Genomic DNA, 19,319 nt, shown 5'->3' on the forward strand with positions numbered 1-19,319 from the left:
TATTTATTGAAACTTTGTAAATAGTAACCTTGTATTCATTTTAGTCAATAGATAAATAAGAAAATAAGGTGAAATCACTGCTCACCATTTCTACAGGTTAGAGATAAAGCTCTAAAGTTTCAAATGATTAATTACTTTAAAGAATAAGATATTCAGTTATTACTTAATGGGTATCGATTACTTCATTTGAGGTATCAGTCTTTGGTATGTCGAACTTTGAAGCCTTATAAAGAGGCTTAAATGCTTAACCTTTGAGCGTTATTTCAATTTCTAGTATTTATTCAGCGTGTGACATTTATCCTGTTGCTAAAACACGGTAAACTAATTTTTATATGTGCCTTTAAGTTGCGAATTATCAACGAATGAAAGAACAAAAAAAGCCGTTACGTATTGCCTTGGTGGCAGGCGAGTTATCAGGTGATATTTTAGGTGAGGGACTGGTAAAAGCACTTAAAGTCCGTTTTCCAGATGCCATATTTGAAGGCATTGCAGGCCCACGTATGCAAGCGGCTGGCTGCAAAACACTATTTGATATGGACGAATTATCGGTTATGGGGCTCGTTGAGGTCTTAGGCCGCTTACCGCGTTTACTAAAAATTCGTAAGCAGCTTGTACAGCACTTTATCGATAACCCACCTGATGTGTTTATTGGTATTGATGCACCAGACTTTAACTTGCGTGTTGAAAAGCCTTTAAAAGAGGCGGGTATCAAAACGGTTCAATATGTTAGTCCGTCGGTGTGGGCATGGCGCGAAAAACGTATTCACAAAATTAGTGCTGCAACTAACTTAGTGTTAGCACTGTTACCGTTCGAAAAAGCATTTTATGATAAGCATAATGTGCCTTGTACATTTGTTGGGCATACGCTTGCAGATGATATTGCGCTTGAACATGACCAAAATGATGCACGCCATCAGTTAGGTTTAGCTCAAACGGATAAGGTGCTTGCGTTATTACCAGGCAGTCGAGGCTCAGAGGTCGGCCTGTTAAGCGAAACTTATATTCAAACTGCTGCAAAGCTACAAGCTGCAAACCCTGAGCTTAAAATTGTGGTGCCCTTAGTTAATGAAAAACGCAAAGCCCAATTTTGCGATGTGTTAGAAAAAACAGCACCACAGTTAAAGTTAGCGCTATTAGACGGTAAATCAAACCTCGCTATGCAAGCCGCGGATGCTATTTTACTCGCATCAGGTACGGCAACACTTGAAGGCATGCTTTATAAAAAACCTATGGTTGTTGGATATAAAATAAAACCAATGAGTTATTGGATTTTCAAAACATTATTCACTTTCAACATTAAATATTTTTCATTGCCAAATTTATTGGCAGATGAAGAGCTGGTGCCTGAATATTTGCAAACAGAGTGTAATGTTGAGAACTTAGTTGATGCATTAACACCCATGTTAAATTCCGATAATGCAAAACTGAAAGCACGCTTTTTAGCTATTCACAAAGAAATTAGATTAAATGCCAATGAACAAGCTGCGGCTGCAGTTGCGGAGTTACTAGATGCAGATTGAACGACCTAACGTTAACTTTATTGCGGGTGTCGACGAAGTTGGCCGAGGTCCATTAGTCGGTGATGTAGTCACAGCCGCGGTTATTTTAGATCCTGCTAAACCTATTGCAGGCTTAACTGACTCAAAAAAGCTTTCCGATAAAAAGCGTCAATTGCTTGCAGCCGAAATAAAAGAAAAAGCACTTTGCTATGCTATTGGCCGTTGTAGCCCAAGTGAAATTGACGAATTAAATATTTTACATGCTACTATGCTGGCAATGAGTCGTGCTGTTGAAAGCTTGAGTGTAAAGCCTGAGTTTGTATTTATTGATGGTAATCGTGTGCCAACTCAATTAACGGTCCCTGCTCAAGCTGTTGTAAAAGGTGATAGTTTAGTAGCTGAAATTTCAGCAGCGTCCATTTTGGCTAAAGTTGCCCGCGATGATGAAATGATTGAGCTTGATAAACGTTACCCAGATTATGGTTTTGCAGGCCATAAGGGATACCCGACAAAAGCACATTTTGCGGCACTTGAACAATACGGTGCAATTGCAGAGCATCGTAAAAGCTTTAAACCTGTACAGCGCATTTTGGCGTTAAAAGGAGAGCAACGCTAATGCCAACGCCGCAATTTGTCCACTTACGTGTTCACTCAGATTTCTCAATGGTGGATGGTCTTGCTAAAACTAAACCAATAGTTGCAAAGGCTGAAGAGTTACAAATGCCTGCGCTGGCAATCACAGATCAAATGAACTTATGTGGTTTGGTGCGTTTTTATGGTGCTGCCCATGGCGCGGGTATTAAACCTATTGTTGGCGCTGATTTTTGGCTAAGAAGCCCTGAGTTTGAAGATGAACCATGTCGTATAACCATATTAGCGAAAGATAATGACGGCTATAAAAATCTCACATTATTGATTTCTAAGGCGTATCAGCGCGGGCATTTATTTCATCGCCCAGTTATTGATCGTGAATGGTTAGTTGAGTTAAAAGACGGCTTGATTATTCTCTCTGGCGCGAAAGATGGTGATTTAGGCAAAGCACTGCTTAAAGGTAATGCAGGGCTTATTGAGTCAGTAGTAAGCTTTTATAAACAGCATTTCAGCGATCATTACTACCTTGAATTAATTCGAACAGAGCGCCCATTAGAAGAAGATTATTTACACCTAGCCGTTGAGCTTGCCGCACAAGAGCAGTTACCTGTAGTGGCAACGAACGAAGTGGTATTTTTAAAGCCAGAAAACTTTGAAGCCCATGAAATCCGCGTAGCAATCCATGACGGTTACACCTTAGAAGATAAACGCAGACCAAAACGTTTTTCTGAGCAGCAATATCTTAAAACAGCACAGCAAATGGCTGAGCTATTTAGTGATATTCCTGAAGCGCTGGAAAACACCGTTGAAATTGCCAAACGCTGTAATGTAACCGTGCAGCTCGGGACTTACTTCTTACCAGATTACCCAACCGGTTCGCTGAAAATAGAAGACTTCTTGGTTAAGGTCTCTGAAGATGGCCTTGAAGAGCGTTTACAGTTCTTGTTCCCAGATGAGCAAGAGCGTAAAGAAAAACGTGGTGAGTATGACGAGCGTTTAAAAATAGAGCTCGACGTAATCAACCAAATGGGTTTCCCAGGTTACTTCTTGATCGTAATGGAGTTCATTCAGTGGAGTAAAGATAACAATATTCCGGTAGGTCCTGGGCGTGGTTCAGGTGCCGGTTCATTGGTGGCTTACGCGCTGAAGATTACCGACCTTGATCCGCTTGAATTTGACTTACTTTTCGAACGTTTCTTGAACCCTGAACGTATTTCAATGCCCGATTTCGATGTCGACTTCTGTATGGATAGGCGCGATGAGGTAATAGATCACGTAGCGGCGCTTTATGGTCGTGATGCGGTATCTCAGATTATTACCTTTGGTACCATGGCTGCAAAAGCGGTTATCCGTGACGTAGGCCGTGTACTTGGTCACCCTTACGGCTTTGTTGATCGTATTTCAAAATTAGTACCGGGCGATCCGGGCATGACCTTGGCTAAAGCGTTTGATGTTGAGCCGCGATTACAAGAAGCCTACGACGGTGATGAAGAGGTCAAAGAACTTATTGATATGTGTCGCATCCTTGAAGGGTGTACACGTAATGCCGGTAAGCACGCCGGTGGTGTTGTTATATCGCCAACAACGATTACTGATTTTGCCGCCCTTTATTGTGATGATGAGGGTAAATTCCCGGTAACGCAATTCGATAAAAACGACGTTGAAACAGCCGGTTTAGTTAAGTTTGACTTCTTAGGTCTAAGAACACTTACTATCTTGCAGTGGGCAATTGATATGACTAACGAGCGCTTAGCTCGTGAGGGTAAAGAGCCGGTTGATATCAACGCCATTCCACTTGATGATAAGCCAAGTATTGAGTTATTGCTACGCGCCGAAACAACCGCGGTATTCCAGTTAGAATCTCGTGGTATGAAAGACCTTATTCGTCGTCTAAAGCCCGACTGTTTCGAAGATATGATCGCACTGGTAGCACTGTTTCGCCCAGGCCCATTGCAATCAGGCATGGTAGATAACTTTATCGACCGTAAGCATGGTCGCGAAGAGTTATCTTATCCAGATGTGCAGTGGCAACACGATAGTTTGATTCCGATTCTAGAACCGACCTACGGTATCATTCTTTATCAAGAACAGGTAATGCAGATTGCGCAGGTACTGGCTGGCTATACGCTAGGTGGCGCTGACATGCTACGTCGTGCGATGGGTAAGAAAAAGCCAGAAGAGATGGCAAAGCAACGTTCAACCTTCGAAGAAGGCGCTGTTAATAACGGAGTTGACGGCGAACTTGCAATGAAAATCTTCGACTTGGTAGAGAAGTTCGCAGGTTATGGTTTTAACAAATCTCACTCTGCGGCTTATGCATTGGTGTCGTATCAAACGCTGTGGATGAAAACCCACTACCCAGCAGAGTTTATGGCTGCGGTAATGTCGGCGGATATGGATAACACCGATAAAATTGTTACCTTGGTTGATGAATGTGAAAACATGAAACTGACCTTGTTACCGCCAGATGTAAATGCGGGTGAGTACAAGTTTACGGTTAACCGTCAAGGTGAGATTGTTTACGGTATTGGTGCTATTAAAGGAGTCGGTGAGGCGCCTGTTGAAGCCATTTTAGAAGCACGAAGTGAAGGTGGGGCTTTCAAAGACTTATTTGATTTTTGTGCGAGAGTTGATTTAAAACGTTTAAATAAACGTGTGGTAGAAAAACTAATTTATGCCGGTGCGCTTGACCAGTTAGGGCCAGATAAAACCCAGCCAGGTCGTGCGACTTTATTAGCGAGCTTAAAAGATGCCATGCGAGCGGCCGATCAGCATCATAAGGCTGAATCATTAGGCCAGGCCGATTTATTTGGGTTATTAGCCACAGAGCCTGACGAAGTTGAACAAGCATTTATAAAAGCAACTGATTTAACGGATAACGAATGGCTTGATGGCGAAAAAGAAACGTTGGGCCTTTATTTAACTGGTCACCCTATAAATCAGTATAGAAAAGAGCTAAGACACTACACATCAGGCCGCCTTGTTGACCTACAACCGACAAACCGCGATGTGCAGTCAACAGCAGCTGGTCTTGTTATTAATGCGCGAACCCTTATTAATAAAAAAGGAAATCGTTGGGGTCTTGTAACTTTAGATGACAAGAGTGCCCGTATTGATGTACGCTTATTCCCAGAACAGTTTGAAATGTACCAAGATATGCTACAAGTTAATAATATCTTGGTGATATCTGGACAGGTCAGCTTTGATAACTTCTCCGGTGGCATTACAATGACCGCTAGAGACATATGCACCATTGCTCAAGCGCGAGAAAAACGTATAAAAGCGATTAAAATGACGTTGAATATGGTGCAAATCGAGGCGAACTTCTTCGATAATTTACAAAAAGTACTGGAACCTTATAAGTTTGGTACTTGTCCTATAAAAGTATTCTATCAACGTCCGGATGCGTTGGCTGAGATTACCTTAGGAACCGAATGGTGTGTTACGCCTAGTGATGACTTAATTCATAAGTTATCGCTGATGGCGGCGCAAGATGTAGAACTAGAATTTAATTAATTAGGTAGTTTAGAGCATGAGCCTCAATTATCTTGATTTTGAGCTTCCAATCGCAGAATTAGAAGCAAAAATTGAAGAATTACAAAATGTAAGCCGCGCTGGCGAATTAGACCTTGGATTAGAAGAGGAAGTCAGTCGATTAAAAGAGAAAAGCGCTGAAATGAAAGAGAAAATCTTCTCTGAATTAGGTGCTTGGCAGGTTTCTCAGTTAGCCCGTCATCCGTTGCGTCCTTATACTCGTGATTACATCGAGCGCATTTTCACGGAATTTGACGAACTAGCAGGCGACCGTACTTTTGCTAACGACCCTGCTATTTTAGGTGGTGTTGCACGCTTTGAAGGTCAACCAGTAATGGTTATTGGCCAGCAAAAAGGGCGTGACACGGCTGAAAAAATCAAACGCAACTTTGGTATGCCAAAGCCAGAAGGTTACCGCAAAGCATTGCGCTTAATGGAAATGGCTGAGCGTTTCAAAATGCCAATCATGACCTTTATCGACACACCAGGTGCGTACCCAGGAGTTGGTGCTGAAGAGCGTGGTCAAAGTGAAGCGATTGCACGTAACCTAAAAGTAATGGCGGCGTTAAAAGTACCAACCATCTGTACCGTAATCGGTGAAGGTGGTTCAGGTGGCGCATTAGCAATTGGTGTGGGTGACCGTGTAAACATGCTGCAATACAGTACTTACTCTGTAATTTCACCGGAAGGTTGTGCATCAATCCTTTGGAAAAGCGCAGATAAAGCACCACTAGCCGCTGAGGCGATGGGTGTAACTGCTGCACGTGTTAAAGAGCTTGATTTAATTAACAACGTCATTGATGAGCCACTAGGTGGCGCACATCGTAATTACGATGCGATGGCACGTAACCTTAAAAACCAACTTAAGCGTGACTTAGCTGACTTACAAGGCCTTTCACTAGATGAAATGCTTGATCAGCGTTACAAACGTTTAATGTCGTTTGGTTATTGCTAAACACAGCTTATAAACGAAAAAGCCGCTTTTGCGGCTTTTTTTGTTTTATAATGCCTGTAACTATTATGCTTGTATATTGATTGGTTTTTAATGCAAACATCAGATTTATATCACCATTTTTTAGCTCAATTACAGCCTTTACTGAATACTCAGCACAGGCGCTTTAGTGTGGCTTTATCCGGTGGTATTGATTCGGTTGTGTTATTACATTTAATGACTACTGTGCGAATGCAGTATCCTGAACTTGAAATCGAAGCGGTGTATGTCAATCATGGTTTGAGTCAACATGCTGGTGAGTGGCAAAGGTTTTGTCAATCGTTATGTGAAAAGCTTGATGTAGCATTTAAAGCGGTGCGCGTTGAAATTGTTGAGCGTGCACGCACCTCACTTGAAGCACAAGCTCGAGAGGCAAGATACCAAGCACTCGATGAAAACTGTTCAGCAGGCAGTGTGTTACTGCTTGGTCAGCATTTAAATGATCAGCTTGAAACCTTCTTGTTACGACTCAAACGTGGCTCAGGCTTGCAAGGCTTGGCATCGATGCAACAGCAGCGCTTACTCGCGTCAGGACGCGTATGTTTTAGGCCACTCATTAATATTACTCGTGAGCAAATTGAACAGTTTGCTGATGAATTTGCCATTACTCATATCACAGATGATTCAAATAGCGATGAGCGTTTTGATCGTAACTTTTTACGTCATCAAGTGATGCCACTATTAACGATGCGTTTTCAGGGGTTTGAAAAAAGCGCTGCACGCAGTATTCGGTTGTTACAGAAGCAGCAATCGCTACTTGATGAATATACGCAAAGTGACCTTGCACAGTGTCAAAATCAGCACGGGGGCTTAAGTTGTGGGTCCGTTGCAAAGTTTAGTGAAGTTCGCCAAGCCAACCTTGTGCGTGCGTGGCTTAATCAATTTACTCACCAATTGCCTTCTGAAAATCAGCTGCGGCAAATTATTGAACAAGGCTTAACAGCGCAGGCTGATGCGCAATTGAAAATTAGTTTGCAAAGCGGTGATGTGCGCCGTCATCAACAGCATTGGTATTTTGTTGTTGAGCAAGCTGCTCCTGATGCAATGATGATTGACTTACAGCCCGTGCAGTTGTCTGATGGCAGAATGCTTGCGCCGCATAGAGGCAAAGGTGTTCGTATGCCTTTAGAAAATGAGCAAGTGAAGGTTATATTCAATAATCCACAGGCTCGAATTAAGCCAGTTAACAAGCCAGGTTCAAATACCTTAAAGCATTGGTTTAAAGATGCCAAAGTAGCTCCTTGGTTACGTGTGCAAGTGCCGCTTATTTACTATAACGATGAGCTAGTGCAGGTGGTTGGCTATTTTGTTAGTGCTCAGCACAGTGCTGATGATGGAATTTTGTGGGAGATAGATGTATGAGTGAACAACCACATGCTGGTTTATCACTAGTTAATAAGGCACCGCTTGGATTTGTGTTGTCGGTGTTAGTTGCAGTAATTGCGAGTGTTGTTTTCACACAGTTAACTCTAAATACGCTCTTTTATGCGTTGGCCGGCGGAGTCGTGTGCTCGTTATTGCTATTGGCTTATTGGTCAGGTAAAGGCGGTGTGTTCTTTATTTTAGGCGTGCTTTCGCCACTGGCGTTAGTAGTGATATCGCCCCTTACCACGATGGCTGCATTACTTTATTTATTGAGTGGTTTTTTCTCTGGCTTTTGGTTGGTATTACTGGGCTATAAGCTGATGGTTAAAAAAGCCTAACGGGGGATGTTAGGCTTTCTATTTGATTAGTAGGCTCTGGCGCAATTTCTGCCTGCTGCTTTAGCCTTGTAAAGACCTTTGTCAGCACGGGCAAATACTTCGTTTTCGCAGTCTTGGTTGTTAGCAAGTGTAAAACCTATGCTAGATGTAACCTTGTATTGCGCCATTAAATCAGACTGAGCAACTAAGTGCATAATGCGATCGGCAATCACTTTGTTGGTTGTAAATTCTGGGTCATCGATAAGCAAAGCAAATTCATCACCACCAAAACGAAAGATTGAATCGGTGCCGCGTACGCTTTTATTTAGTACTTTAGAAAACTCTTGCAGTACATCATCGCCAATCTTGTGACCAAAATTATCGTTAACTTGTTTGAAGTTATCTAAATCCAGCAACATCAAGCTAAATGGGCGGTGTTGCCTGCGACAACGCTCAAGCCTTTGTGCCAAGCTGTCATTAAATTGGCTGCGATTATTGAGACCGGTTAAGGCATCTTTAGTTGCAAGTCGTAATACACGGTTATACATAACCGCATTACGTAATGGGTAAATAAGTGCGCTGTGCAGTTGTTGCAATTTGCTTTTTATAGCTTGTCCCATAGGGAACTTACTAAAGTATATTAGCTGACCAAGGCGCTCATTTTCGATATCTAAATCAAATGAATAAGGCGTTTGGCTGGTGTCGCTTTCTGCACTTTGGCAAACACCAAGGGAAGACTGAAATTGCAAACCCGACAAGTTTATTAACTGTTTTGCATGGTCAGCAAAAATTGTAAGAATTTCCTCAATTGATAGAGTTGTCTGTAATTTCGCTACAAGGCCATGCGCATTGCTTAGTTCATTATTTCGGTAATACTCTGCCGAAAATGGCATGAATTCGCCACGTGCAGACACTCGCTGCGTCAAAATATGGACATTTTCCACGATAATTCTCCCCCCGGAGTGTTTAGATACTGTGAGTAAGCGAGATTTGTGCCACTTTTTTAAACTGGCTGAAAAACAAATGGTTGCTATATTTAAAGAAAGGTATAGCTGGTCATCAAGTCGAAAGGAGTTTATTGCTTGCAAAATGTACTGATTCAAGTGTTTGGCTTGCTTGTCGCTGCCGTTGTATTTGTTTGGTTCTTCAAACGAATTGGTTTACCTCCTATTCTTGCCTACTTGGCAACCGGTGTGTTGGCGGGAAGCCACGGCATTGGCTGGATGGCACAAAGTCATGAAATGCATTTTGTAGCAGAACTCGGTATTGTGTTTTTGCTCTTTAGCCTTGGGCTTGAGTTTTCGATTCCACGCTTGATGGCAATGCGCAATATTGTATTTGGGCTGGGATCATTGCAAGTTGTAGTCACTAGCCTTGTCTTTATCATTATTTTGCTATTGCTTGAGCATAGCCTGTTAAACAGCTTTACGATTGCAACACTTATGGCGTTATCTTCTACAGCCGTTGTGGTTAAGCTGTTAAAGGAGTCTGGTGAGCTTAATCAACGGCGCGGTCAGCTTGCTGTGGGTGTATTATTATTTCAAGATATTGCAGTTGTGCCGTTGTTAATTGTTTACCCGCTTTTAGCGCAAAGTGGCTCAGATGCCATTGCCGGCGCACTGGCTTTTGCATTAACCAAAGGGGCATTTGTATGCGCTTTATTGTGGGCAATTGGGAAATGGATTTTACCTAAGGTATTCAGTGAGATAGCGCTGGTTCGTACCGATGAGTTATTTGTTTTAACAACCTTGTTGGTCGCACTATTTGCAGCAGGCCTTACGTATTTATTTGGCCTTTCTATGGCACTGGGTGCATTTTTAGCAGGGATGATGCTAGGCGAGAGCCAATATCGTCATCAATTAGAAGCTGATATTAGACCGTTTCGCGATATTTTAATGGGGCTATTTTTTGTTACGGTCGGCATGCAGCTTGATGTGTTATATGTGCTAAATAGTTGGTATTGGATCTTAGCTGTATTAGTTGGGCTGCTCTTTTTTAAAATTGCCGTATTAGCAATTTCAGCGCAAGTGATTGGTGAGCGTAAACAAGATGCCGTGGCTGCTGGCATTATGCTATGGCAAATGGGGGAGTTTGGTTTTGTATTAATCGCACTGGCATCGCAGCATTTGCTGATCAGCACAGAGCAAGCATCATTTCTTATTGCCGTGGGCGTATTATCAATGGCACTCACTCCTTATTTGATAGAGAAAACCCCCGTACTTTTAAAGCGCTTTGGTTTACTTTCCCATGCAGGTCAGTACTGGCAACAGCCAGCTACAAGCAGTCCTCTTTATCATAATCATGTGGTGATTTGTGGCTTTTCGCGTGTAGGGCAAACTGTTGCTCGTTTTCTTAAGCCTGAGGCCATTGAGTACGTGGCTATTGAAAGTAACCCTATTTTATTGCAAGAAGCAAAAGCTGCGGGTGAACCGATTATTTTTGGTCATGTAAAACAAAAAGATATTTTAAAATCGGCAGGGGTCGAGCGAGCACGGCTTGTTATTATTACATTTGCAGACTTTGAACAAACGCAAGTCGTTGTTGATGCAATAAAACAAATAGCGCCCAAAGTTAAAATTTTAGTCCGCATGCGAGATGATTCTGAGCTGGAAACACTCAAAGAGTTAGGCGTTACAGAAGTTGTGCCAGAGACCCTAGAAGCGAGTTTAATGCTAGTTTCGCATGTGCTTTATATGTCTGGTGTTCCCATGACACGAATTATTCGCAGAGTGAGTAAAGAGCGCCGTAATCGCTATCAATTTTTAAATGGCTTTTTTACTGGGGATAAGCTTGATAGCGAAGAAACCAGTTCTGATCGATTAGAATATTTACATGTTATTGCACTGCCTGAATATGCGTTTGCTGTGAATCAAAAAATCAGTGAGCTAAAGCTCGAACAGCGCCGAGTATCGGTTAGAGCACTGCGCCGACAAGACAGGGAAATAGAAGCCCCATCATCGCAAACAGTATTAATGGCTGGCGATATTCTTGTTTTACAAGGTAAACCGCGTCGAGTAGAGCGTGTAGAACATTATTTACTCGATGGAACAGAGTAATTAGTCAAGCTCTAAGAATTTACGAATTTCGGGCAGTTTATTGAGCCCGTCTTGGTAACCTATTTCAATCAGCTTTTGGGTATAGCGTTTTTCGAACAATAAGTAACTGGTTAAACTCGATTGTGAGCGTTTTTTTACACCTATCATACGCAGTAGCACTTTAATCGCGATTGGCATATCGTCATAAAATTGTGCTGCAATCATATTAAAATTTTGTGAGGGGTTAATGATACAGGTATCAATCTGTTTAAGTTCTTGATGTTTGTCACGCGCAGGTAACAAGCCAAGTGTTCTGTTGATGCGTTCTAACCGCTCTAAATCAGATTGCAGCGTGTCGGTAAAAACACTATCAAGCAGGTGACCTGCAATATTTGAAAGCCCAGGGTAATGGGGTTGATATCCTGGTGGATGCATTTCTTTGGGTTCATCAACACCAATAATAAAGATTTTTTCAGCGCCTAAATGCACAGAAGGGCTCAGTGGTGACAACTGGTGTATAGACCCATCGCCAAAATAATGGTTATGTACATTAACACTTGGAAACACCATAGGAATAGCACTTGATGCCATTAAATGTTCTACATTAATACGCGTTGCTTGACCTTCACGTTTCGCCCGTTGCCATGGTTTTTGCGTAAGCGATTGAAAAAAAGCGACAGAATCACCGGTTGTGTAACTTGACGCAGTAATAGACACAGCATCAAGGTAGTTTTTATGTAAGTTACGTTCTATGCGTGATAAGTCTAAAATTTCGTTAAGAAGTTTTCTCAGCGGTTTATTATTTAGCAAGCTTGCTGGTGGATGATTAATGTGTTCAGACTGGAAACTCGTTAGAATATTACGTGTTAGATGTAAAAACACGCTTAAAAAATCACTTTTGTACACTTGAGAGGTGGAAAAGTTTTTCCAGACCCATTCGAGCTTTTTACTCGCCAAATGGGCGCACGACGCATAACATGCAAGTGCGGCGGAATTAATTGCCCCCGCTGATGTCCCATTAATAATAGTAAAAGGTAATGGGGCAGTGCGAGGCATACTTTGTGTTATTGCTTTCAACACGCCGACTTGATAAGCGGCACGCGCGCCACCACCTGTTAATAATAAGGCGATTTTAGAGTGCTGTGTTTTTTTTAACTTACTGCTCATAGTTGCATTTAAATTGTTGTGCGTCTTTACTTTATTTATCAACTGTAAGTCTTTAAGCTAGAAGAAGCAAAGTTTACCTAATTGCTCACGTTATTTTGTCGAGTTTTATGTCTGTTTTTTAAAGGAGTCTGTATGTCAGAGCATTCGTCAGAGACCGAAGTACAAAAGCGTCCAGTCAATAACAACCTCATATTTGGTGTTGTTATTTTAATTATTGTTGCCTGTGTTGCAGCGTATATTTTACTCCAACCAGACGATAAGCCGACGCAAACCGTAGAGGATATTGTAACTGAAGAAGTACCTATGGCGGAGTTTCAAGAGCCCGAACCAGAGCCAGAACCCGAACCAGTTGCAGAACCAGAACCAGAGCCCGTTGTTGTTGAGCAGCCTGTAGCACGTGAAGAAGAGCCAGTGCCAGAGGTAGAACCATTACCTACATTAAACGAAAGCGATGAGGTGGTTGTTGCTCGCATGGACGAAGTACTGAGCGATCAGGTTATGAGTTTAATGGTGACCGATGACCTTATTCGTCGCGGTGTAGTGTATGTAGATAACATTGCAAAAGGCAAAGTAGCAGCTAGCCATGCACCTGTTGAGCGTCCAAAAGAGTCATTTAAAGTTATTGAAGGTGATATTTTAACGATTGATCCGAACAGTTATGAGCGCTACACCCCTTATGTAAAACTATTTACTAGTTTAAGTGCTGCGCAGGCTATTCGCATTTATGATGAATATAAACCATTAATAAACGAAGCATATGCTGAGATTGGCTACGAAGGCGATGCCTTTAATCAAACTCTTGAAGAAGCGATTGACGTTCTACTTGATACGCCAGAACCAAAAGGTGACATGCCATTAGTGCGCAACTCAGTGACTTATCAATATGCTTATTCAGAGTGGGAAAACCTTCCACAAGCGCAAAAGCAGCTTTTGCGTATGGGCCCTGAAAATATGAAAAAAGTGAAAGCGGCATTACGTAACATAAAAGCTGAACTAGAAAAGTAAGCTTTTAAACCATTTAATACAGTGCGATTGTACAGCAAGTATGCAATCGCACTTTCTTTTTCGAATACCCCTTGAATAACAGGTTAAAACTAGAGATAATCCCTCCCGCGCCAAACAAGGCCCTCAATGGTAGTCTTATTGGTCCTCTCGCAACACTAGCAGGTGAACCTGGTCAGGCCCGGAAGGGAGCAGCCACAGCGTGTGACGTGTGTGCCGAGATGTGGCTGGTAAGACTGCCACCCAAATTCTTCTTGGGTTGTCGTTTGAAGTATAAGATGACATAAATTGGAAGTATAAGGTGGCATAGCCTATTTTCTTCCCAAAAGACAAATCAACCTATTCCCAGCAAAAAGCTAAACTCTACCTTATAAATCCTCTATAAATCTGTAAGCTAAGAATAGATCTACTAGTTTAATCAGCTTTTTATGAGCATGAAAATGCCAAGCTTACTCTGTGTTAACTACGCGATAAGGCGGAAGTATTTAGGAACCGAAAATAATGAGTAAAGTTAAGATTAAAACTTATATGGTTTGAGGGAACAGAGCCTAGTGAAGTTGGTGTCTACTTAGTAGCATTGAGGCATATCAGTGGTTTCGGTTCATATGACTACTTATATTGGGATGGTAAATCATGGTTGAATCAAACGACTTCTGATATCGTGGGCTGGTCGCCAGTTTCTGATATTTTGGCGCAACTAGATGCTGGCTGGCCTACTGGTGACTTAGAAACTGATCTAGAGTTTGAAGAATATAGGAAGCAACATAGAGGTAAGTTTAGTGACGATGATTTTATCGAAATGGACTAGCCTATAACAAATCTAAATAGCAATGTATTTAATAGTGATTCGTAACGCTTGGCAGTTTCGCTTCGTTCAAGTATAGTCAAGCGTTGCTCACACCTAAGTGTGGCGTTACCAATGTTTGCTCATGGCACATAATCTTGGCTTTTTAAAGCCTGTATCTGGTAACTTTTGCCATTATAAGCTTCAATTTTATATCAATATATTCTTCGCTTTTGCTTGCTATAAGCTAAAAAACCGAGTTTGGCTATGCCAACTTATACTTGAAACAACATTTACTGGTGCTTTTTGTTCTAACACATTGATCTATTTCCTAGATTGATAGATGATTATTTGACATTTTATTTTCTAAGTGTCAAATGAACCTAACTCTACACATGCTGGCGAATGACTTTTATTTAAAGCTAAGGGAAAGCGCAAAAGACCCTTTAAAGTCTTTGTTGTTTATTTCAGAAGATTTCCCTGTTATGGATTGTTATAACAGCTGCTATCTAATGGCTTTACACATCTTCAAAAATACTAATCACACGTCTATAGAATTAGTTGCAGGATATGTATCTGGTGGGAGTGAGGCAATTGGGCATTGTTGGTTGGAAGTTGAAGGCATATTGGTTGACATTACTTCGGAGCAATACAACATACTGCGCGAGGAAGAACTAAGTAGTAATATTTTAGATCGTAGGCCGTTTCTCCCGATATATTGTATTGATGCTAATTTGGCTCTTCATCATGACATATTCAGTGATTTGACGAGAGAAGTTATTGATAGGAATTTTAGCCAGTTAACGCGCTCCGGTTATGAAGAATGGGAAGAAGAATACTTTAAAATATTGAGTTGAAGAGAGTTGGTTCAACAGCAAAGAGGTATGTTGAAAAACATCTCATGACAACAAAAAAGCAGAAAGGGTAATAATATAAAATGACGGCAAAGGATCTACCGATAGAAGAAGATTTTAGAACTCCCTCCAATGTAATGCTACCAGATGATCGTAGTAATTTAGTCGGGCTTAACTCTATTGAACAGTTGCATGAGGCAATTGATGAATACAGGCTAGACAAAAGTATACCTGAAAATATTCGGATTCAATTTGCTACGGTGAAAAATCTAATCCTATATTCCTACTATGTTTATAGATTTTTTCCTGTAGCAAAACATCAATTGTTTGTTGTTTTGGAGCATGCAATTAAAGCATGCATTGGTGAACAGGTCCTTCAAGACTACAAAAAAGCGAAAAACAGAAAGCAGGGCAAAAACAGTCATCGGTTCTCCATGGGCTTAAAACTAAGCCTACATTACCTTGTCGAACACGACTTAATCAAGAATGAAGATTTTAGAGTATGGCAAGAGGGAAAAGCCAGAGAAGCATGGGCAAGGTACAGAATTCAAGTTTCCAAAAAATGGATGAGGAAAACCTTCAATGCTACGAATTAGACGAAAACGAGGTTGATTATGATGGGTTCAATTATGAGCATGATTATGTATCAGTTCTCGCGAATATTCTGCCAAAGGTGCGCAATTCATTAGCTCACGGTTCGAATTACTTAAGTGCATCTACGGTTCATGACCTTGAGGTTGTAACTACCATTATTAATAAAATTTTTGCTCGTGCTAGCTGGAATATGCAGAGCCATCGAGTATAGGTGATGCGCGCCGTAAAACATTAGCCAAAGAACTCTATGATTTAGGTTTGCGATAATGAATAAAAATTCTATTGGGAGTTTACTTTTTTCTGTTGCTCTTATATTGATAATAAGCACAGAATCATACTTAGTTATTTCATTTAAAGATTTTATTCTTGAAGGGAAAGGCATTGGGATTTATGGTGTCTTTTTATATTTTATAGTACTTATACCTTGTTCTTTATTGTGGTTACTTTCTTATCGTATCAGAAAGAGTCGAGTTAAAGCTGCTATATATTGGATTTCTGCTCTTGTCTTAATTCCAGTTATTGTATTTCAACCTACGTGGTGGTCTGCTCCATTATTAAGTTGATTTAGCAAAGCTTTAAAGTTGAGTTTGTAACCGTAGATTCGATTTCGTTTTACGTTTTAGCCTAATGAAGTAAATGTGTTTGTGTAAACTTATGCTAAACAACATTGGATTTGTCTTTCTGATCCTTTTTTATTAGCTTAGGTTTTCCCTTAATTTTTCGATGCTTCCAATGAATAGCATAGACATAAAAACAATTACCATAGCAGAAGCTTTACCTATTAGGCATCGCGTTTTGTGGCCAAACAAACCGATTTCTTTTTGTTCTGTTGAAGGCGACGATACGGCGAGTCATTACGGTGCATTTATTGATAAAAGGTTAGTATGTGTTGCATCTATTTATATTAATAACAATGAGGCAAGATTGAGAAAGTTTGCTACTTTGCCTCAATACCAAGGACAAAAAATAGGTTCTAGAGTAATAGAGCATATACTGAGTGACTTGAAGTGTTCTGATGTTAATTATTTTTGGTGTGATGCACGTAAAACGGCGCTTTCTTTTTATCAGAGATTTGGCTTGTGCTCACATGGCGAGCCATTTCAAAAATCAGGTATTTCATATCTTAGAATGTCTGTTTCTTTGCGTTAAGGGTTAGGTCTTGGAATAGGGTTTATTGCAAGTAGTAGAAACTGAAGTCGTTATTTCTCTTATCGCTAAACTAAATTTTCAAATTAATAGAATCAGCTTTTTAAATTAGCATTAGGGGGCAGTAGTTATTATTTAGTGTGAATTGTACTATATTAACATTAAATGTAATGCAAATGGGAATTGTTCGTGATAGCATCTTTGTGCTATTTCAATAACAAGGGTTATTATGAATTTTTCTCTACTTCCTACAGCCACAGCGGTGAGCTTAGCGCTTTTGTCAAACAGTGCTTTTGCAGCAGAACAAACTAATAAAAAAGAAACAGACCTCATAGAAAAAATTACTGTAAATGGTAAGTACATTGTTAACGAAAATATCGATACAGCGACAGGCCTTGGTTTATCTATTCGCGAGACTCCACAGTCTGTAACAGTCTTTACTGCTGAGCGTATTCGAGATCAAGATTTAGACACGATTATTGACGCAGTTGATAATACGGTTGGTTTGTCATCTTCAAAAATGGATAATATTCGTAACACCATGCAATCACGCGGGTTTAATGTGTCTAACTATCAAATTGATGGTGTGCCTTTATCGTGGAGTTTGGCAGGGGATTCTGGTGAAACGTCAGCGGATGTTGCAATTTATGAACGAGTAGAGTTTGTACGAGGCGCAACGGGTCTACTAACAGGTGCGGGCGACCCATCTGCATCAATTAATCTTGTTCGCAAACGCGCGCGTAATACTGACTTAACTGGTTACGTTGATGCTTCAATAGGAAGTTGGAATAAAAAAGAGTTAACCCTTGATATCGCGAATGGCTTAAATGATAGCGGTACAGTGCGCGGTCGAGTGGTCGCAAAAGTGGTTGATAGTGAATCATATATCGACTTATACGAAGAGAATAAAAATATCTTCTACGGTGTATTAGAGACTGACCTAACACCTGATACTATCCTGCGTGTAGGGGCGAGTTACCAGAACAGTGATCCGCATGGTCCTGTGTGGGGCGCTTTACCTGCATACTATACAGACGGCACAGCAACTGAGTGGGATGACTCTAAAACTACGGCCCTTGACTGGACTCGTTGGGAAACAACGCACAAAAACTATTTTGCAACCATTGAGCATTTATTTTCGAATGGTTGGCAGTTAACAGCAAATTATAATCACTCAAAATATGATAAAGAAAGCCGCTTATTTTATGTCTATGGTGCATTAGATAAAGAAACAGGGGCGGGCTTAACAGGGCAACGTTATTTTGCGTTTGGCTCAACAGAGCAAGACAGTGTTGATGTGCAGCTTAAAGGTCAATACACTTTGTTTGAACAGAGTCATGACTTTGTGGTGGGTGCGCTTTACTCTAAGCAAACTGGTGAAACAAGTACTCGCGATCCCGATCCTATCATTGGTGGTAGCGCATGGGATGCGGTCCCTATTAATAACTTTTTTGATTTCCAAGGGGATGATATTGCAGAACCTAATTGGACTGAAGAAGTGACACTACAAGATGATAACGACACAGTACAAAAAGGCTTTTACGCAGCTACACGAGTTTCGTTAACTGATGCGTTTAAAGTGATTGCTGGTGGGCGTATTTCGTCGTGGGAGCGAGAGCGTTACTATTACGGCGATCAACAAGATTACGGTGATTCAGGGGTTTTTGTGCCTTACTTTGGCGCACTCTTTGATTTAAATGATCAGCATCGCATGTATGCCAGCTACACAGAAATTTTTCGTCCGCAAAATAGCTTAGATGCGAACGGGGAGTATTTAGACCCTGTTGATGGTAAAGCAAGTGAAATTGGCTTAAAGAGTGCTTATTTTGATGAGCGTTTGCAAACATCTTTGGCTATTTTTGATATTCAACAAGACAACTTAGCAGCAGAAGATCCCAACTTTGTGCCAACCGCTGAACAAATGTCAGCATATTATGGCGCTGAAGGAACACAAAGTCGCGGCTTTGAGTTTGAAGTGATGGGGGAGCCTGTGGATGGTTGGAATATCTCAGCCGGCTACTCACAGTTTAAAGCCGAAGATGCCGATAACAACAAAGTAAATACAGATTCACCACGTAAGCAATTTAAGTTATTTACGACCTACCAATTTGTAAAACAATTACCAGCGCTTACAGTCGGTGGTGGTCTTAACTGGCAAAGCAAGTCATATGCGCAAGGCACAACACGTAATGTAGAGCAAGATGCTTATACAATTGTAAACTTGATGGCACGTTATAATATTAATGAATCAATGGATTTACAGTTAAATGTTAATAATCTATTCGATAAGAAATACTATAACTACATGACAGCAGGCTACTATGACCTTTACCGCTATGGTGCGCCACGTAATGCATCACTGAGCTTCAGCTATAACTTTTAATTGATTGCTGGGATAGGCTTATATCGAGTTACAACTAAAGGTGCATTTGTGCACCTT

Annotated in this window: 16 protein-coding genes and 1 other RNA gene; 15 read left to right on the plus strand and 2 right to left on the minus strand. The window is 41.0% G+C overall.

What is annotated here, in order from left to right; all coding sequences use genetic code 11:
- The first annotated feature begins 362 nt into the window (after positions 1-362).
- The 6 genes from lpxB to L3V38_RS02310 all read left to right on the plus strand — a co-directional run bounded on the left by lpxB (position 363) and on the right by L3V38_RS02310 (position 8,318).
- Complete coding sequence (gene lpxB / locus L3V38_RS02285) at positions 363-1,520, plus strand: lipid-A-disaccharide synthase (protein ID WP_130150620.1); 1,158 nt, start codon at positions 363-365, stop codon at positions 1,518-1,520.
- Positions 1,510-2,115 (plus strand): ribonuclease HII, encoded by a 606-nt coding sequence (gene rnhB, locus L3V38_RS02290; protein WP_237118232.1) that lies wholly within the window; start codon positions 1,510-1,512, stop codon positions 2,113-2,115. Before lpxB ends, rnhB begins: the two co-directional genes overlap by 11 nt.
- The gene (gene dnaE, locus L3V38_RS02295; protein ID WP_237118233.1) at positions 2,115-5,606 is read left to right on the plus strand and encodes a DNA polymerase III subunit alpha; all 3,492 of its coding nucleotides are present in this window, start codon (positions 2,115-2,117) and stop codon (positions 5,604-5,606) included. The genes rnhB and dnaE overlap by 1 nt, the downstream gene beginning before the upstream one ends.
- Before the next feature lie 16 nt (positions 5,607-5,622).
- Positions 5,623-6,579 carry an acetyl-CoA carboxylase carboxyl transferase subunit alpha gene (accA, locus tag L3V38_RS02300; protein WP_054553102.1) on the plus strand — a complete coding sequence of 319 codons (957 nt, stop codon included), beginning with the start codon at positions 5,623-5,625 and terminating at the stop codon, positions 6,577-6,579.
- A gap of 90 nt (positions 6,580-6,669) precedes the next feature.
- The gene (gene tilS / locus L3V38_RS02305; protein ID WP_237118234.1) at positions 6,670-7,977 is read left to right on the plus strand and encodes a tRNA lysidine(34) synthetase TilS; all 1,308 of its coding nucleotides are present in this window, start codon (positions 6,670-6,672) and stop codon (positions 7,975-7,977) included.
- Positions 7,974-8,318: a hypothetical protein gene (locus L3V38_RS02310; protein ID WP_237118235.1), complete on the plus strand. Its 345-nt coding sequence runs from the start codon at positions 7,974-7,976 to the stop codon at positions 8,316-8,318. The genes tilS and L3V38_RS02310 overlap by 4 nt, the downstream gene beginning before the upstream one ends.
- Before the next feature lie 26 nt (positions 8,319-8,344).
- On the opposite strand, the gene L3V38_RS02315 is transcribed toward L3V38_RS02310, so the two are convergent.
- On the minus strand, positions 8,345-9,241 hold the full coding sequence (locus tag L3V38_RS02315; protein ID WP_237118236.1) for a GGDEF domain-containing protein: 897 nt from the start codon (positions 9,239-9,241) through the stop codon (positions 8,345-8,347).
- A 138-nt stretch (positions 9,242-9,379) separates the two neighbouring features.
- On the opposite strand from L3V38_RS02315, the gene L3V38_RS02320 reads away from it, so the two are divergent.
- The gene (locus L3V38_RS02320; protein WP_130150625.1) at positions 9,380-11,353 is read left to right on the plus strand and encodes a monovalent cation:proton antiporter family protein; all 1,974 of its coding nucleotides are present in this window, start codon (positions 9,380-9,382) and stop codon (positions 11,351-11,353) included.
- Here L3V38_RS02320 and L3V38_RS02325 read toward each other — a convergent pair whose 3' ends face one another.
- Positions 11,354-12,499 (minus strand): patatin-like phospholipase family protein, encoded by a 1,146-nt coding sequence (locus L3V38_RS02325; RefSeq protein ID WP_130150626.1) that lies wholly within the window; start codon positions 12,497-12,499, stop codon positions 11,354-11,356.
- A gap of 132 nt (positions 12,500-12,631) precedes the next feature.
- On the opposite strand from L3V38_RS02325, the gene L3V38_RS02330 reads away from it, so the two are divergent.
- The 8 genes from L3V38_RS02330 to L3V38_RS02365 all read left to right on the plus strand — a co-directional run bounded on the left by L3V38_RS02330 (position 12,632) and on the right by L3V38_RS02365 (position 19,262).
- Positions 12,632-13,504, plus strand: a complete 873-nt coding sequence (locus tag L3V38_RS02330; RefSeq protein WP_062569898.1) for a DUF3014 domain-containing protein — start codon at positions 12,632-12,634, stop codon at positions 13,502-13,504.
- Positions 13,505-13,640: 136 nt separating this feature from the next.
- Positions 13,641-13,737, plus strand: an RNA gene (gene ffs / locus L3V38_RS02335) — signal recognition particle sRNA small type.
- A gap of 341 nt (positions 13,738-14,078) precedes the next feature.
- Positions 14,079-14,309, plus strand: a complete 231-nt coding sequence (locus L3V38_RS02340; RefSeq protein WP_237118237.1) for a hypothetical protein — start codon at positions 14,079-14,081, stop codon at positions 14,307-14,309.
- Positions 14,310-14,662: 353 nt separating this feature from the next.
- Positions 14,663-15,142 carry a hypothetical protein gene (locus L3V38_RS02345; protein WP_237118238.1) on the plus strand — a complete coding sequence of 160 codons (480 nt, stop codon included), beginning with the start codon at positions 14,663-14,665 and terminating at the stop codon, positions 15,140-15,142.
- A gap of 80 nt (positions 15,143-15,222) precedes the next feature.
- The gene (locus tag L3V38_RS02350; protein ID WP_237118239.1) at positions 15,223-15,735 is read left to right on the plus strand and encodes a hypothetical protein; all 513 of its coding nucleotides are present in this window, start codon (positions 15,223-15,225) and stop codon (positions 15,733-15,735) included.
- Between the two features lie 264 nt (positions 15,736-15,999).
- Positions 16,000-16,296, plus strand: coding sequence for a hypothetical protein (locus L3V38_RS02355; RefSeq protein WP_237118240.1), 297 nt, complete (start codon positions 16,000-16,002; stop codon positions 16,294-16,296).
- 169 nt (positions 16,297-16,465) lie between these two features.
- Complete coding sequence (locus L3V38_RS02360; protein WP_237118241.1) at positions 16,466-16,882, plus strand: GNAT family N-acetyltransferase; 417 nt, start codon at positions 16,466-16,468, stop codon at positions 16,880-16,882.
- 226 nt (positions 16,883-17,108) lie between these two features.
- Complete coding sequence (locus tag L3V38_RS02365; protein ID WP_237118242.1) at positions 17,109-19,262, plus strand: TonB-dependent siderophore receptor; 2,154 nt, start codon at positions 17,109-17,111, stop codon at positions 19,260-19,262.
- Positions 19,263-19,319: the final 57 nt, after the last annotated feature.

Origin of the sequence: Pseudoalteromonas sp. L1 (assembly GCF_021728095.1) — a bacterium.
In the GTDB taxonomy this organism is placed as follows: domain Bacteria; phylum Pseudomonadota; class Gammaproteobacteria; order Enterobacterales; family Alteromonadaceae; genus Pseudoalteromonas.